Source organism: Nostoc sp. CMAA1605, assembly GCF_021596505.1.
In the GTDB taxonomy this organism is placed as follows: domain Bacteria; phylum Cyanobacteriota; class Cyanobacteriia; order Cyanobacteriales; family Nostocaceae; genus Trichormus.
This window is the reverse complement of record NZ_PJIZ01000057.1, coordinates 22,722-40,741: the sequence shown is the minus strand read 5'-3', so window position 1 is coordinate 40,741 and position 18,020 is coordinate 22,722. Positions and strand designations below refer to the sequence as shown.

Genomic DNA, 18,020 nt, shown 5'->3' with positions numbered 1-18,020 from the left:
TTTTCTCTGGTTGTATAAAACCACCCTGCCCTTAAAAAGTTAAAAAGGGGGGTTATACCAATTCACAAACAATGTGATTCAAATGCAACCGCCACAAGCTATGCTGAGTCTCATTTTCTTAATTTTGAACTTTGAATTGGTATTAGCGGGGATCACAACGATGTGAGACAAAATTATAAGACTTGTGTATACACTATAGACTTTTTACGGGAATCTCTGACATCTCATAATTTATTTGGCAGACTAGTAGACTGTTGAACCTGCGAATTTTAAATTTAAAATTTTGGATAATAAAATTGTTTTTAATACTAGTCCCGCAAGATAGTGAGCAAAACAGTAAAGGCGGGTTTTCAAAAAAATCTGTTTTTCTAACGTAGATATTTCACAGAAGCCGACCTTACAAATCATCAATATAGTTTCTGATTTTTAGATATTTTTAATTTCCTTAAATGTCTTAACTGTCTCCTTAAATTTCTTAACTGTCTTATTAAATGTCTTAACTACTATTGCATTTTACTGCTAAAACTGAGATTATCTATCTGCTGAATAATCATAAAAACTAATAAATAAGAACAATAAATCCCAATTAGAACCCTATATTAACTTTATAAATAATAAATATTAATAAGGACATAGAGGCTAATGCAGTTAAATAATCATAGTCAAATTTTAGCAACCTCAAATGATAAAATTTTTCTCTATAGAAAAATAGAAGTTGCTATCTTGTCGAGTTTGACTGTAAGTGATTGTTTAGTCCGAGAGAAACAAACACAAAAGCAACAACAGGAATTAGTTGCTTTTGTAGTTCCATCGGGTTTATTTATACCAGAGCAATTATCGTCTCATCTGCAAACAATTCTGCCTCAAGAATTAATACCTACAGCATTTGTAGCAGTCTCCACCATACCCCTAACCGCCGCAGGGGAAGTAGACGAAGTGAGTCTAGCCAGTTTAGAAGTGATTGACTCTGAGTTAATGCGTAGTTTAGAAAAAGAATTAGAGTCATTACCAGAAATTGAGCGTGTCGCAGTTGTTGCTGAACCTGTTGTTAACAAAATTCTCCCTCTACATTTAGATGATTTACTAGGTGAAGCTCAAATAAATCTTGATGAAAATAACCAAGCGATACAAATAAACACCCAGAGTCAGACAATAGAAAACAAAAATTTATCTTCTGCCAAAAAGTTAGCGATTAGTTGCGGCGAACCACTCAAATACTCTCAAGATGCTCCTCAAACTTTAATAGAAGTATTACAACAAGCCTCGCAAAATTCCACTAAAGGGATTATTTACATTACATCTGATGGCAGTGAGCAATTTCAATCTTACAAAGAATTATGGCAAGATGCTCAACGCATTTTAGCTGGATTGAGAAAACTAGGACTTAAACCTCAAGACAAAGTAATTTTTCAACTAAAAGATAATCAAGATTTTATCTGTGCTTTTTGGGGTTGTGTGCTAGGTGGCTTTGTTCCTGTGCCAGTATCTATTGCCTCAAGCTATGAATTAGCTAATAGTACCGCCAGTAAATTGCAAAACACTTGGCAGATGTTGGGGAAACCTCTTATCCTGACGAGTGCTGTTTTAACCAACGATATTGCTGATTTTTTTAAGCTGTTAAACTTAGAAAATTTTCAAATTGCAACTATTAATAAATTACGTGAATATCAACCAGATTTAAACTACCATCAAAGTCAGCCAGAGGATTTAGCAATATTGCTTTTAACTTCTGGTAGCACTGGAATACCCAAGTGTGTGATGTTGAATCATCACAACATTTTGAGTATGACGACTGGATTAATTTTAATGGGTGATTTTTCCAGTCAGGAAAGCGTTTTAAACTGGATGCCTTTAGATCATGTGGGTGCGCTAGTTTCGTTGAGTATTATGGCTGTGAGTTTAGGTTGTCAGCAAATTCATGTACCTACTAACCTAATTGTGCAGAAACCACTCCAGTGGCTAGATTTGATTGATAAACATCAAGCTACTATTAGTTGGTCGCCTAATTTTGCTTTTTCTTTAATTTGCGATCGCGCTTCTGATATTGAGCATCAGCAATGGGATTTATCCTCAATGAAGTTTATCATTAACGCAGGTGAGCCAATTGTCACTAAAACAGCCAGAAATTTTTTAAAATTATTGAGTCGTCACGGTTTACCAACTGATGCTATTCACCCAGCTTTTGGAATGTGTGAAACTTCTTCAGGTATTACCTATTCTGATAGTTTTTCCCTTGAATCTTCATCGGATGAAACTTCATTTGTAGAATTAGGACTACCAATTGCTGGAGCTTCACTACGCATTGTTGATGAAAATGAACAAATAGTAAAAGAAAATACCATTGGTCGTTTACAAGTAAAAGGTGCGTCTGTTACTAATGGTTATTATCAAAATCCCCAAGCAAATCAAGAAGTTTTTACGGCTGATGGTTGGTTTAATACAGGAGATTTAGGTTTTCTTGATCAAGGACGTTTAACTATTACTGGAAGAATCAAAGATGTCATTATTATTAATGGATTGAACTATTACTGTCACGAAATTGAGGCTGCTGTTGAAGAATTAGCAGGAGTAGAAGTTTCATATACGGCAGCTTGTGCAGTCAGACAACCAGGAATTAATACAGATAAACTAGCAATCTTTTTCCAAACTTCTGTGACTGATGATGTTAGTTTGTTAAACCTGCTCAGAGAAATTCGCACTGCTGTTGTCAACAAAGCGGGAATAAATCCTGATTATTTAATTCCAGTAGATAAAGAAATTATTCCAAAAACTGCTATAGGAAAAATTCAGCGATCGCAACTCAGTCAACGCTTCCAAAAAGGCGAATTTCAATCAATTAATAAACGCATTGATATATTATTGGGTAATGCCAATACCATTCCTAATTGGTTCTACCGTCAAGTATGGCAACCCAAAAATCTCATTATTATTAATTCTGCTTTCACTGTTAATAATTCCACATTAGTATTTTTAGATGCCGACGGTTTAGGTTCTTATTTATGTCAAATCTTATCAGAACATAACCTGCCATACATAAGTGTTTCACCTGGAGAAGATTTCCGCAAAATCAATCACACACACTACACTATTACGCCAGGACAAGCCAAAGACTATCAACTTTTACTCGAATCCCTAGCAGCAGATAATATAATTATTGGACAAGTTCTTCACCTATGGACTTATAACCAATATATTGGCGAAGTCAAAAGCATTGATACTTTAGAAAAATCACAAGAAGCTGGGATATATAGTTTATTATTTTTGACTCAAGCTTTAGCCAAAGTTAAAAGTGATTCTCATTCAGTCCAATTACTATTTATTTCTTCTCATATCCAATCTATCTCCTCAAATGACCCCATAGCTTATGAGAAATCAGCAGTATTAGGGCTACTAAAAACCATTCCCCAAGAATTACCTTGGTTGAATTGTCGCCACATTGATTTACCCTTTGCTGAAGTAGAAATAAATGGAGAATTTATCTTAAAAGAGATTCAAATTTCTGCCAAGGAACGAGAAGTGGCTTACAGAAATGGGCAGCGTTTTGTTCCTCGTCTAGAACAAGTTGATTTTATCAGCCAATCTCCACCTGCAATTACCTTCAAACAAGGTGGGATTTATTTAATTACCGGCGGACTTGGTGGTATAGGTGTCGAAGTTGCTCGGTATTTATTGCAGCATTATCAAGCTAAATTACTGTTGGTTGGCAGAACACCGTTAACTTCAGAAAAACGTCTCAAACTCTATCAAGAATTAAAACAACTTGGGGGAGAGTTAATCTACGAAGCTGTGGATATTTGTGATTTAAAACAGATGCAAGTTACAGTTGAAAAAGCTCAAGCCCAATGGGGTAAAAACCTAGATGGCATATTGCATTTAGCCGGAACTTTTCATGAGCAACTGGTAATTGATGAGACTCAAGAAAGCTTAAACTCTATACTTCGTCCTAAAGTTTTGGGAGCTTGGGTACTCAATGAATTAATTAAACACAATCAAGACAGTATTTTTATTAACTTTTCTTCAGCACACGGCTTTTTTGGTAGCATCGCTGTCGGAGCTTATGCTGCTGCTAATAGCTTTTTAGATTGTTTTTCTCATTACCAAAATGCCCAGAGTAAATTAGCCAGCTATTGTTTCAGTTGGAGTATGTGGGATGACAAAGGAATGAGCCAGGGATATCAGATGAAGAATCTGATCCGCGCTAAAGGTTTTTATATTATGTCTGCTTCTCAAGCCATATCTTCAATGCTTGCTAGTTTACAACATCAGCAAAAAAATGTATTGATAGGTTTAGATGGGAGCAATCAAAACATTCAATGTTGGCAGTCTCAAATTTTTAATTTACAAAAGTTAACTACTTATTTTACTTCTAGTATTAATGAAGTTAAGTTATCAAATTTACGAGTGCAAGACCGCTTTGGTAATGCTTGTAATTGCAACTTGGTACAAATTCCAGAAATTCCTTGTTTAGAAAATGGTGAAATTGATCGTGTTAGCCTCATTAACAACATTAAGTTTCAGGAAAATAGAAAGCAAATAGAACCACGCAACGAAATAGAGATGAAAATTGCTCAATGTTGGCAGCAAGTTCTCAAAGTGCAAATGTTAGGCATTCACGACAACTTTTTTGAGTTGGGGGGAAACTCCTTACTTGCCAGTCAAGTAATTGCTGGTTTACGCGAAGATTTCGCTGTGGAATTATCTTTGCAGCGTTTGTTTCAAACACCTACTATTGCTGATTTAGCTCAGACAATTGTAGCAATTCAAGCAGTAACTCAAAATAAAAGTTCTTTTACTGAAACACTCGCAGAAGAATACGAAGAGGATTATTTATAAAATGGCTATATTTGAATTTTTATCTTTACTAAATACTTTAGATATTAAAATCTGGATTGAGGATGCTCAGTTACGTTATCGCGCTCCTAAAGGAGCAATGACAGCAGAAATCAAACAGCAACTTAAGGAACGTAAAGCAGAGATCATCGCTTTTTTACAGGAAGCACAAACAGCTACACAATTAACTTCTTTATCCTTAGTTCCAGTGTCTAAAGATAAAGATTTACCTTTATCTTCTGCACAGCAGAGAATGTGGTTTCTTTCTCAATTAGATGAGAAAAGTACATTTTATAATGAGAGTTTTCAATTAAGAATAGTTGGTAAACTCTCTGTGACAGCCTTAGAACAGAGCATCAACGAAATTATTCGTCGTCATGAAGCTTTACGTACTAACTTTCCAACGCTAGAAGGTGTTCCCTTTCAGGTTATTAGACCTAATTTAACTATCAGCATTCCTGTAATAGATGTGCAGGAATGCACAGAAACTGCTGTACAAAAAATCATCACTCAGGAAGTAAGTCAGTCTTTTGATTTAGGTACCGATTCCTTAGTAAAAGCCACTTTACTACAGCAAACACCAGAATCTCACCTATTGATCATCACCATGCACCACATCGTTGTAGATGGTTGGTCAATGGGGATATTCTTCCGAGAATTAGAAGCATTGTATTCAGCTTTTATTCAAGGAAAGTCAAATCCCTTACCGGAGTTAGCAATACAATATGCTGATTTTGCTGTGTGGCAGCGAGAATGGTTAACTCAAGAAGTCCAAGAAAAGCAACTAGAATACTGGAAACAACAGTTAGCTGGCGCGCCGCCTTTGTTGGAGTTACCAACAGATTATCCCCGTCCCCCAGTGCAGACTTTTGCTGGTGCGACGATTGAATTTCAAATCGATGAAGATTTAACTTTTGAGCTTGTTACCCTCAGCCAACAGTCAGGTGTCACCTTGTTTATGACGCTGTTAACAGCTTTTGCTGTTTTACTGCATCGTTATAGTAATCAGGATGATATTTGCATTGGTTCACCTTTTGCTAACCGCGATCGCCGAGAAATTGATTCACTAATTGGCTTTTTTGTCAATACATTGGTTTTGCGTACCCAGTTAGAAGGCAATCCTAGTTTCTCACAGTTGCTAGAAAAAGTCCGGTCTGTGGTTTGGGATGCCCACGCACACCAAGACATCCCATTTGAACAAATAGTAGAAGCATTACAGCCAGAACGTTCTCTGGGCTATAATCCCTTGTTTCAGGCGTTATTTGTTCTAGAAAATTTCTCCCTGGAAACTTTAGAGTTACCTGGTATTAGTCTGACTCCAGAAATCATTGACCGGGGTACATCCAAGTTCGACTTGAGTGTCTCAGCTTGGCAGACTAAAAAGGGATTAAAGGGGTTTTGGGAATATAACAGTGACCTATTCGCACCCGACACAATTGCCAGGATGATTGATCATTTCCAGACTTTGTTAGCAGCAATAGTCAAAGATCCCCAACAGAAAGTGCGGCAATTACCTTTGCTGACTGAAAAAGAAAAGCATCAATTGTTAGTGGAGTGGAATAATACTCACACAGATTATCCCCAAGATAAATGTCTGCATCAGTTATTTGAGGAACAGGTAGAGAAAACACCGGATGCTGTGGCTGTGGTGTTTGAAAATCAACAATTAACTTATCACCAATTGAATTGCCGGGCTAATCAGTTAGCACACCACTTGCGGTCTTTGGGTGTAAAACCAGACGGACTGGTGGGTATTTGTGTCGAGCGATCGCTAGAAATGGTGGTAGGATTGTTGGGAACTCTCAAAGCTGGTGGGGCTTATCTGCCAATTGACCCAGAATATCCTCCTGAGCGTGTGAGCTTGATGCTGGAAGATGCTCAAGTGTCTTTGTTGCTGTCTCAAAAGTCACTATTAAGTCAATTACCCTTAGATAACCGAGAAAACCCCTATCAAGTAATTTGTTTAGACCAAGACACATTTAACTTAGGGTTAACTGAAAATCCCAGTCGCCAAAGTCAGCCTAATCATTTAGCCTACGTAATTTATACCTCCGGTTCTACAGGAAGACCCAAGGGGGTGATGATTGAGCATCGCGCCATTGTCAATTTAAGTTTGACATGGGCTAAAACTTTCCAAGTTCAAAACCACAGCCGCTTGTTGCAATTTGGTTCTTTTAGTTTTGATTTATCTGTAGCTGAAATTACCACGGCTTTCGTCACAGGTGCTTGTTTGTATTTAGGAAATAAAGAAACTTTATTGCCTAGTCAAAGCTTAGTTGACTTTTTAACAGCCAACAAAATTACCCATAGCTTTTTATCGCCTTCGGCCTTATCTGTCTTACCGAAGGTGAGTTTACCTGATTTGCAATGTCTCACAGTCGGTGGTGAGGCTTGTACAACTGAATTAGTTAATCAGTGGGGAACGGAGAGACGTTTCTACAATTGCTACGGGCCAACAGAATCTACAGTGACGGCTGCTATATTTCTGTGTCAACCCAATGGCAAAAAACCACTTATTGGTAAACCAATATCTAATCTCCGCATCTATATTTTAGATAGACATTATCAACCATTACCGCCAGGAATACCTGGAGAATTGTGTATTGCTGGGGTTGGTTTAGCTAGAGGTTATTTAAATCGTCCCGAAATTACTGCTGAAAAATTTATTGAAATTGATCTATTTGGTCAAGTTGAGCGAATTTACAAAACTGGCGACTTAGCAAGATGGCGTGCTGATGGCAATATCGAATACTTGGGTCGCATTGATAATCAAGTAAAAATACGTGGTTTCCGCATTGAGTTGGACGAAGTGGAAACCGCACTCAACCGCCATCCTGACGTACAGACATCCTGTGTCATTGTTCGTGAAGATATCCCTGGGCAGAAGCAACTAGTCGCCTACGTAGTGCCACATCATACAGTAACTATAAGTGAACTGCGCCAATATCTCAAAGAAAAACTCCCAGATTATATGGTGCCTCATGCTTTTGTGATCCTAGAGTCTTTGCCTGTGACTCCCAACGGCAAGATAGACCGGCGCGCCTTGCCAGCACCAGACTCTCGTGAGGGACTAGAAGTCAGTTTCGTCGCTCCGCGTCATCAAACCGAAAAAATCTTAGCGCAGATTTGGGCAGAAGTGCTGAGGGTAAAGCAAGTAGGTATTTACGATAACTTCTTTGAACTGGGTGGCGATTCCATTCTCAGCATTCAAATTCTGGCCAAAGCCAAGCTTGCAGGGCTGCAACTGACACTTAAACAACTATTTGCCCATCAAGCGATCGCGGATTTAGCAGCAGTAGCAGGTACAATTGAGGCGATCGAGGTCAAACAGGAACTAGTCACAGGCTTAGTTCCTCTAACTCCCATTCAACACTGGTTTTTTGAGCAGAATTTGGTAGAAGCACACCATTTCAACCAAGCATTTTTACTCTCATTTCCTTGTGACCTCCAGCCAGAAATATTAAAGCAAGTATTCCAGCAATTACTGGTACATCATGATGCTCTACGCCTACGCTTCACACCATCTGATGCAACTTGGCAACAAATTTATTCTGCGCCTAATGATCACCTCGCTTTCTCTTACATAGACTTATCGGCACTTTCAGAGAGTGAGCAACAGGCAGCCATTGCCGAGCAAGAGGAGTTCTTGCAGGGAAATTTGCATCTGTCAGAAAATCTAGTGCAAGTAGCCTTTTTTCATTTAGGGGTTGACAAAAGAGTGAAAATACTCATAGTCATCCACCACTTAGCAATTGATGGTGTATCGTGGCGAATTTTATTAAATGATTTGCAAACCGCTTACCAGCAACTTGCTCAAGGTCAAACTCTTCAGCTTCCTCCTAAAACCAGTTCTTTTAAAGATTGGTCTGAGAAATTAACAGCTTACGCACAATCACCAGCCCTCAAATCTGAAGTCGCTTATTGGCTTGACGAAGCTCGCCTCCAAGTTCCTTCTATCCCCGTAGACTTTACAAAAGGAGTCAATAATTTTGCCACAGCCAACAGCATATTCTTATGTTTAAGTGAGTCAGAAACTCGTGCTTTACTCCACGATGTGCCGAAAGCTTACAACACCCAAATCAACGATGTACTGCTAACTGCCTTGGTGTTGGTTTTGAGCAAATGGACTGATTCTCGTAGTGTACTGTTTAATTTAGAAGGTCACGGGCGAGAAGATATTGTTGATGATGTGGATTTATCACGCACTGTAGGTTGGTTTACAACTATCTTTCCCGTGCTTGTAGAACTTCCCGCCACAGAAAAGCTAGCAGATGTCTTAAAATCCGTGAAAGAACAACTGCGGGCTATTCCCAATAAAGGTATTGGCTATGGTTTATTACGCTATCTGAGTCAAGATCCAGAAATTGCTAACCAACTACAGGCATTTCCCCAAGCGCAAATCAGTTTTAATTATTTGGGTCAATTTGATCAACAAGTCAATACATCTTCCTGGATGCAGCCAGCTAGTGAGTCGGCGGTAAAAATGCACGGGTTGCAGAACAACCGCCCTTACCTGCTAGAGATAGACAGCATTATTGCGGGAGAACAGTTACGCATAGAGTGGACTTACAGCACAAATCTGCACCAGCACGGGACAATCGAAAATCTGGCACAAGAATTTGTCAAGACATTGCAGCAACTCATTGCTCATTGTGCATCTGGTGAGAATGGAGGTTATACACCTTCAGATTTCTCACTCGTGAAGTTCAACCAGCTAGAACTAGACCAAACCTTGGCTTTAGTCTGCAAACATCAATCAGGCAAAACTCACTGGCGAAATATTGAAGATATTTATCCGCTCTCGCCGATGCAAGCGGGGATGCTATTTGAGAGCCTTTATGCTCCTGATTCTCCGACATATTTTGAGCAGTCAATTTACAATTTGAGTGGCCAGCTAAACCTGTCAGCCTTTGAACAAGCTTGGCAGCAAGTGATAGCAAGACACTCAATTTTGCGGACTGGTTTTGTTTGGGAGCAATTGCCACAGCCACTGCAAGTAGTGTATCGGCAAGTAGATGTTAAACTACAGACTTATGATTGGCGGCACCTATCTGCACAACAGCAACAACAAAAAATAGAATCTTTATTGCAGTCTCAGCGACACCAGGGTTTCCAACTGTCTACTGCACCATTAATGCACTTGAGTCTCATACAATTGAGTGCAGATAGCTATCAATTTGTGTGGAATTTTCACCATTTATTGCTTGATGGTTGGTCAGTGCCTGTTATTTTCCAAGACTTATTGTATTTTTATCGAGCAATTCTCCAGGGTGAAACTCAGACAATACCACCAGTTTTAAGCTACCGCAACTATATTGCTTGGTTACAGCAGCAAGACTTGACCAAAGCCCAAGAATTTTGGCGACAAAAACTCCAAGGTTTTACCGCACCTACTCCTTTAACAGTCGATAAACCCTCATCCCAGCGTCAACAGTTAGATGCTAGTTACAGAGAGCAGAAAATTCAACTGACAGTAGCACAGACAACCGCCCTAACGACTTTTGCCCGACAGCATCAATTAACAATGAATAACGTTGTGCAAGGGACTTGGGCATTACTGCTGTATCGCTACAGTCAAGAAACAGATGTAGTTTTTGGTGCTACTGTTTCCGGCCGTCCCGCATCTTTGATTGGTGTAGAGTCGATGGTAGGACTATTTATCAATACTTTACCAGTGCGAGTTCAGCTAGGAAATGAAACTGAAGTTTTAGCTTTGTTGCAAGATTTGCAGAATCAACAAGTTGAGTCTGAGCAGTATTCATATAGCTCATTGGTAGATATTCAAGGGCTAAGTGATGTTCCTAGAGGAACACCTTTATTTGAAAGTCTGGTTGTTTTTGATAATTATCCAGTTGATGAAGCAGCCCCAGAGAAAAATTATGGTTTCTCGATAGACGATTTTCACGCCATTGAGCAAACTAATTATCCCCTGACAATCATAGTGATTCCTGGTCAGCAATTACTAGTGAGGATTAGCTATGATACTAGCCGATTTGATGATGCAGCGATCGCTCGTTTGTTAGGACATTTCCAAACATTGCTCTGTGGAATTGTTGCCAACCCCAAAGCGCAAATTTCCCAATTACCATCACTCACAGCAGTTGAAAAACAGCAATTATTAGTTGACTGGAATGATACTCAGGTAGACTATCCCCAAGATAAATTTATCCATCAGTTATTTGAGGAACAGGTGAAACGTACACCCCATGCCATAGCTGTGGAGTGTGGCAACCAACAATTAACCTACTATGAATTAAATAGCCGTGCTAACCAGTTAGCGCATTACCTCCAGTTTTTGGGCGTAGAACCCGATGTTTTGGTAGGGATTTGCGTTGAACGTTCTTTAGAAATGGTTGTGGGACTTTTGGGTATTCTCAAAGCTGGTGGTGCTTATGTGCCACTCGACCCAGAATATCCGACTGAGCGTTTGGCTTTCATGTTAGAAGATGCCGAAGTTTCAGTGTTGCTAACTCAGCAGTCACTCCTCAACAGACTACCCCTGCATCAAGCAAAAATTGTCTGTTTAGATACTGATGCTCCAGTAATTTCCCAATCAAGTCGAGAAAACCCTATCTCTGATGTACAAACCCATAATTTAGTTTATGTAATTTATACCTCTGGTTCTACAGGCAGACCCAAGGGTGTAGCCATGAATCAGTTACCCTTGTGTAATCTAATTCTGTGGCAACTGGAGAAGACAACAATTGCTCAGGATGCCAAAACCCTACAATTTGCTCCTATTAGCTTTGATGTCTCCTTCCAAGAAATCTTCTCTACTTGGTGTTCTGGTGGTACATTAGTTTTGATTACAGAGGAATTGCGCCGGAATGCCTTAGCTTTATTAGGTTTTCTGGAAGAAAAAGCAGTTGCCAGATTGTTTGTTCCCTTTGTCGCTTTACAACAACTAGCGGAAGTAGCCGTTGGTAGTGGAAAATTTGCTAGTCATCTAAGAGAAATCATTACGGCTGGCGAACAGTTGCAAATTACTCCCGCGATTGCTCAATGGTTCAGTCAGCTAGGCGATTGCACTCTGCACAATCATTATGGGCCATCGGAAAGTCATGTGGTTACGGCTTTTACACTTTCTCATTCAGTAGAAACTTGGCCTCTACTACCTCCCATTGGAAAGCCAATTGCTAATACACAAATTCAGATTTTAGACAAAAATCTACAGCCTGTACCCGTTGGTGTGCCTGGAGAGTTGTACATCGGTGGTGTCGCTTTAGCTAGAGGCTACTTTAACCGCCCAGACTTAACACAGGAAAGATTCATCAATAATCCTTTTGGTGCTGGTCGCCTCTACAAAACTGGAGACTTAACTCGTTATTTAGCAGATGGCAATATTGAATACTTAGGACGCATTGACAGTCAAGTAAAAATACGTGGTTTCCGCATTGAGTTGGGCGAGGTGGAAGCAGCACTGAGTCAGTTTGAGGGTGTAGAAGGGTGTTGTGTCATTGTCCGTGAAGATACCAGGGGCGATAAACGTTTAGTTGCATATCTGGTAGCACATCAGAACTGTGCGCCCACAGTTAGTGAACTGCGGCAGTTTTTGAAAGCCAACTTACCAGAATACATGGTTCCCAGTGCTTTTGTGATCATGGAGTCCTTACCACTAACTCCCAGTGGTAAGGTAGACCGTCGTGCTTTACCTGCACCAGCCCAAAGCACTACTTCTAATACATATCTTGCCCCACGTACCCCAATAGAAGAACTGCTCACACAAATTTGGGCGCAAGTGCTGAAAGTAGAGCCAGTGGGTATTGATGATAACTTCTTTGAATTGGGGGGACACTCACTACTAGCAACACAATTAGTTTCACGTATCCGCAGTATTTTCAAAGTAGAACTACCATTGTATGAGTTGTTTGCTGCCCCTACAGTTGGTGAGTTGGCGCATATCATTGGGCAGTTGCAACAAGAAACGTTAGAAATCTCTGCACCACCTATTTTACCAAGAGCAAGTAACGCAGAATTACCACTGTCTTTTGCTCAACAGCGTTTGTGGTTCTTAGACCAATTTGATCAAAAGAGTGTCCTATACAATATACCCACTGTTTTGCGTTTGGTAGGGCATCTGCAAATTGTGGCGTTAGAGCAAAGTTTACAAGCAATTATTCATCGCCACGAAGCTCTACGTACTAACTTCATCACCATTGATGGACAACCAACTCAAGTTATTAGGGAACAGGGAACAGTATCAATTGTTGATTTACAGCATTTACCCAGAACAGAACAGGAAATATTGGTACAACAATTAGTGCAAGAACAACTAATTGAACGATTTGACCTGGTAAGACAAACGTTAATTAGAGTGAAATTAATACTACTGAACCAGACAGAACAAGTCTTGTTAGTGTGTATGCACCACATTGTTTCTGATGGTTGGTCAATGGGTGTGTTTATCTCGGAACTCACACAACTATATAACGCTTATTCTCAAGGTCAGCCCTCACCTTTAGCACCACTAGCGATTCAGTACGCAGATTTTGCATTGTGGCAAAGACAGTGGTTGCAAGGGGAGGTGCTACAAAACCAACTCTCGTACTGGGAACAGCAACTAAAAGACGCACCCACTGTATTATCATTACCGACTGACCGACCCAGACCTGCTGTACAGACTGTAGTTGGTGCAACCCATGAATTTGCCTTGTCAGTGGAGTTAACCGATAAATTAGTGAAACTTAGCCAGGCGCAAGGTTGTACTCTGTTCATGACGCTGTTAGCAGCATTTGATACCCTACTTTATCGCTACACGGGACAATCAGATATTTTGGTGGGTTCGCCCATTGCTAACCGCGATCGCACAGAGGTAGAAGGGTTAATTGGCTTTTTTGTCAATACCTTAGTCATGCGGAGCAATTTGGCAGGTAATCCCAGTTTTAGTGAATTGCTGACTCGTGTGCGGGACATGGCTTTGGGTGCTTATGCTCATCAACATTTGCCTTTTGAAATGTTGGTGGAAGCATTGCAGCCAGAACGGGACTTATCCCATACACCACTATTCCAAGTTATGTTTAACTTGCAAAATGCCCCTGTATCTGAGTTGGAGTTAAATGGGTTAACTGTTAGTTCACTGCCAATTCCAGGTATGACAGCTGCATTTGATATGACCTTATTCATGCAGAACACTGCTAACGGACTGGTGGGAGTGTGGGAATACAACACTGATTTATTTGACCACAGCACTATTGAAAGGATGATTAGTCATTTTGTGACTGTGTTAGAAGCAGTGGTGAATAATCCCCAAGCACCCATTGACCAGTTGCCCATATTAACAACAGTCGAGCAACAAAAGTTACTATTTGAGTGGAATGATACTCAGGCTGATTATCCTGCCGGTAAATGTCTGCATGAATTATTTGCACAGCAAGCAGAACTGACACCTGATGCTGTGGCTGTGGTGTTTGAGAATGAACAACTGACTTATCAACAGTTGAACATTCAAGCCAATCAATTAGCACATTACCTACAATCTGCTGGTGTGAAGCCAGAAACTCTAGTGGGGATTTATTTAGAGCGATCGCTCTCCATGACTGTAGCACTGTTAGCCGTCCTCAAAGCTGGTGGTGGTTATGTCCCCCTAGACGTTGATTATCCCCAACAGCGATTAGCTTACATATCCGAAGATTCAGAAATCTCTGTATTGATTACCCAGGAAAGCTTACTCAATACCTTGCCAGTTGCAGGGGTGAAAGTGATTGCTTTAGATCAACAGTGGGATGTACTAAATTCTCAACATCGAGAAAATCCCGTGAGTGCAGTAACACCAGAAAACTTAGCCTGTGTATTGTACACTTCTGGTTCGACCGGCAGACCCAAAGGTGTGATGTTGACCCATGCTGCCTTAGTAAATCATTGTAGTGCCATTAGTGAAGCCTTTAGTCTCACAAGTAGCGATCGCGTTTTACAATTTGCTGCTTTCGGCTTTGATGTGGCATTGGAAGAAATCTTCCCCACTTGGTTTAAAGGCGGAACAGTCGTGTTAAGACCGACACAAATGTTTTCTTCCTTTGGCAATTTTGCCCAGTTTATTGCACAACAACAGCTGAGTGTCTTAACTCTCACTTCCGCCTATTGGCATGAATGGATGGTGGCAGTATCTCAATCCTATGCCACCGTGCCACCAAGTTTACGTTTATTGACTGTGGGTGGAGATACAGTTTTGCCAGAAACAGTGGCTATGTGGCAGCAGTTTGTTGGCGATAGAATCACTTGTCTCAATGCCTACGGCCCCACTGAAGCATCGGTGACAGCCATAGTCTATGATGTGCAGAATTTCCACCCAGAAAAAACCAATACAGTCCCCATTGGTCATCCTGTTGCTAATACAGAAATTTACATCTTGGACTCTCATCTGCAACCAGTACCAATTGGCGTTAAAGGCGAATTGTACATTGGTGGTGTGCGGATAGCACGGGGTTATCTCAACCGTCCAGAATTGACACAAGAAAAATTTATTCCTCACCCGTTTAAAGATGGAAAATCCCATCGTCTCTATAAAACTGGAGATTTGGCACGTTATTTACCTGACGGTAACATCGAGTTTATCGGTCGCCTTGATGATGTGGTGAAAATCCGAGGTTTTCGGGTTGCACTGGGAGAAGTCGAAAGTCTGTTAGTTCAACATCCTGATGTAATTTGTCAGGTGGTCATAGTCAGAGAAGACCAACCAGGACATAAACAGTTGGTTGCTTATGTTGTCTCTGATAATCCATCCTTAACCCAAAGTGAATTACAAAGTTTCTTAAAACAAAAGCTACCCAATTACATGGTTCCTACAGCTTTTGTGATGTTGGAGGGTTTACCAGTCACGACTAATGGCAAAGTTGACCGTCGCGCTTTACCCGCACCCTCCCAAGAGATTGACCTAAGCAACTTTGTTTTCCCCACCACTCCCACACAAAAACTCATAGCAGATATTTGGAGCAGTGTTTTAGGCACAACACAGCTAGGTATTCGCAACAACTTTTTTGACATGGGGGGAAATTCTTTACGGGCGATACAGGTGATGTCTCTATTAAGAGAAGCTTTGCAACTAGATTTACCCCTACGTTATCTGTTTGAAAACCCTACAGTCGCAGAAATAGCAGCAGGGATTGATAGCTTACAAATCAGTCAGAAAGACACCATTACCAGAGGAACTATTCCAGATTTAAAAGCAGAAGCTGTCTTAGATCCCAACATTCACATCCCCAGACAGCATTGTGATCATTACCACCAGCCCCAGCGTATATTTTTAACGGGAGCTACAGGTTTTCTAGGAATTCATTTGCTGGATGAACTGCTACAACAAACCCAGGCGGATATTTATTGCTTGATTCGAGCTAGCAATACTCAACAAGCGCAGCAGAGGCTGCAAAGTCAACTCAAGTTTTACAAACTTTGGGAAGGAATTGACACAAAGCGGATCATTCCCGTAGCTGGAGACTTAGCAAAAAGCTATTTAGGTCTTTCTAAATCAGAGTTTCAGCAGTTGGCTAGTGAAATAGATGTGATCTATCACTGTGGTGCTTTGATTAATGTGATCTATCCTTACTCTGTTTTAAAAGGAGCCAATGTCCTGGGGACACAAGAAATCATCCGATTAGCTAGTGAAACCAAAGTCAAACCTTTGCATTTCATCTCCACAACATCTGTTTTATTAGCATCGTCTCCCAATGAAGATGGATTAATTCTGGAATCAGACCCCCTGGAGCAATATCAAGTCCTTGATAATGGCTATGTCCAAAGCAAGTGGGTAGCAGAGCAGTTAGTTATGCAAGCTCGTGATTTAGGACTTCCTGTAGCTATTTATCGAGCCGCAAGAATCACAGGACATAGCCGAACTGGGGTGAGTAACACAGATGATTTATGGTGCAGGCTAGTGAAAGGCTGTTTACAAACAAAAATCGCCCCTGATGTTGACTTAAAAGATAACCTGACCCCTGTAGACTATGTCAGCAAAATCATTGTTCATCTATCAGGACAAAAGCCGTCTCTAGGAAAAGCATTTCACCTAGTTAATCCAGACTCTACTTCTCTTAAGCATTTGTTTAATTTGCTTCGTGCTTTAGGATACCCTGTGCAACTGATTCCTGTAGAGCAATGGCATTCAGAAATTACACGTCATCAACAGATGTCTGATCCAGATAACTTAAGATTTTTGTCTCATATCATACCCAAAACCACGGCAGATACTTACAAAGAACCAGAATTAGACTATCAAAACACTATAAATGGGTTAGTAAATACTGATATCATGTATCCTACATTAGACAAAAACCTACTGAAAACTTACATTTCTTACTTCATAAGTAGCGGTTTTATAGATGACCAATTGATGACAGAGCAAATGGCATTTGGTAATAAGGCTAACTAAACTATATCAAATCAGTAGTTTGACAAACTCAAATTAGAGAATGAATGTAGATAGGGGAGGAAGGCAAAGATTTTTTATCCTTTTCCCTTTTGCATATTAGTCCCAATTACCTTTAACAAGGATATTAATTTAATAGAAACATCAATGTTAATTATTCAGCTAGATAGGAGGTCTTAATGTTAAATCTAACCCACCAATTATATTTACTAATTTCAAATTTCTTGGAGAAGCATCAAAAATTAGAAAAATTCAAACAATTATCCAATAGTGCAACTTTTGATAGTTCCGTGAAATTTCTGGGAAATTGTTGTAATTGGATGAATGATAAAAGCTTAATCACAATCGGCAAAAATGGACTAATTCTTGGTGAATTGGTCGTATTTTCTCATGGAGGAAAAATAGAAATAGGTGAAGATTGCTATATCGGTGAAGGAACGCGAATTAGATCAGCTAGCTCTATAAAAATTGGTAATAAAGTGGCAATCTCAGATAATGTTACAATCTATGATACAGATGCCCATTCATTAAACCATATTTTAAGATACAAAGAATTTGTTGAGGTCGTCATTTTAAATAATATGATTAAAGATGCTAAAGAGGTAGACGTAAAATCAGCCCCAGTAATCATAGAAGATCATGTTTGGATTGGATTTAATGTAGCTATTCTTAAGGGAGTTAATATCGGCAAAGGAGCTATTATTGGTGCTAGTTCTGTTGTTACTAAAGATGTGGAAGCTTTCACTGTCGTTGCGGGTAATCCGGCTAAAGTTATTAAGAAATTACCCAATTAATAATGATTTAGAATAGTGATTTCCTATTGAATTTGAAG

The 18,020-nt window shown here is 39.9% G+C and carries 3 protein-coding genes; all 3 read left to right on the top strand.

The window, feature by feature from the left end:
* The first annotated feature begins 642 nt into the window (after nucleotides 1-642).
* The 3 genes from CV014_RS18620 to CV014_RS18610 all read left to right on the top strand — a co-directional run bounded on the left by CV014_RS18620 (nucleotide 643) and on the right by CV014_RS18610 (nucleotide 17,982).
* Nucleotides 643-4,833 (top strand): SDR family NAD(P)-dependent oxidoreductase, encoded by a 4,191-nt coding sequence (locus CV014_RS18620; protein WP_236143385.1) that lies wholly within the window; start codon nucleotides 643-645, stop codon nucleotides 4,831-4,833.
* 1 nt (nucleotide 4,834) lies between these two features.
* The gene (locus CV014_RS18615) at nucleotides 4,835-17,191 is read left to right on the top strand and encodes a non-ribosomal peptide synthetase (protein ID WP_236143384.1); all 12,357 of its coding nucleotides are present in this window, start codon (nucleotides 4,835-4,837) and stop codon (nucleotides 17,189-17,191) included.
* Nucleotides 17,192-17,367: 176 nt separating this feature from the next.
* Nucleotides 17,368-17,982 carry an acyltransferase gene (locus CV014_RS18610; RefSeq protein ID WP_236143383.1) on the top strand — a complete coding sequence of 205 codons (615 nt, stop codon included), beginning with the start codon at nucleotides 17,368-17,370 and terminating at the stop codon, nucleotides 17,980-17,982.
* Nucleotides 17,983-18,020 lie beyond the last annotated feature (38 nt).

Excerpts from the sequence above, each read along its gene's own strand:
- CV014_RS18620 (WP_236143385.1), top strand. The coding sequence starts at position 643 with ATGCAGTTAAATAATCATAGTCAAATTTTAGCAACCTCAAATGATAAA.
- CV014_RS18610 (WP_236143383.1), top strand. The coding sequence starts at position 17,368 with ATGTTAAATCTAACCCACCAATTATATTTACTAATTTCAAATTTCTTG.
- CV014_RS18615 (WP_236143384.1), top strand. The coding sequence starts at position 4,835 with ATGGCTATATTTGAATTTTTATCTTTACTAAATACTTTAGATATTAAA.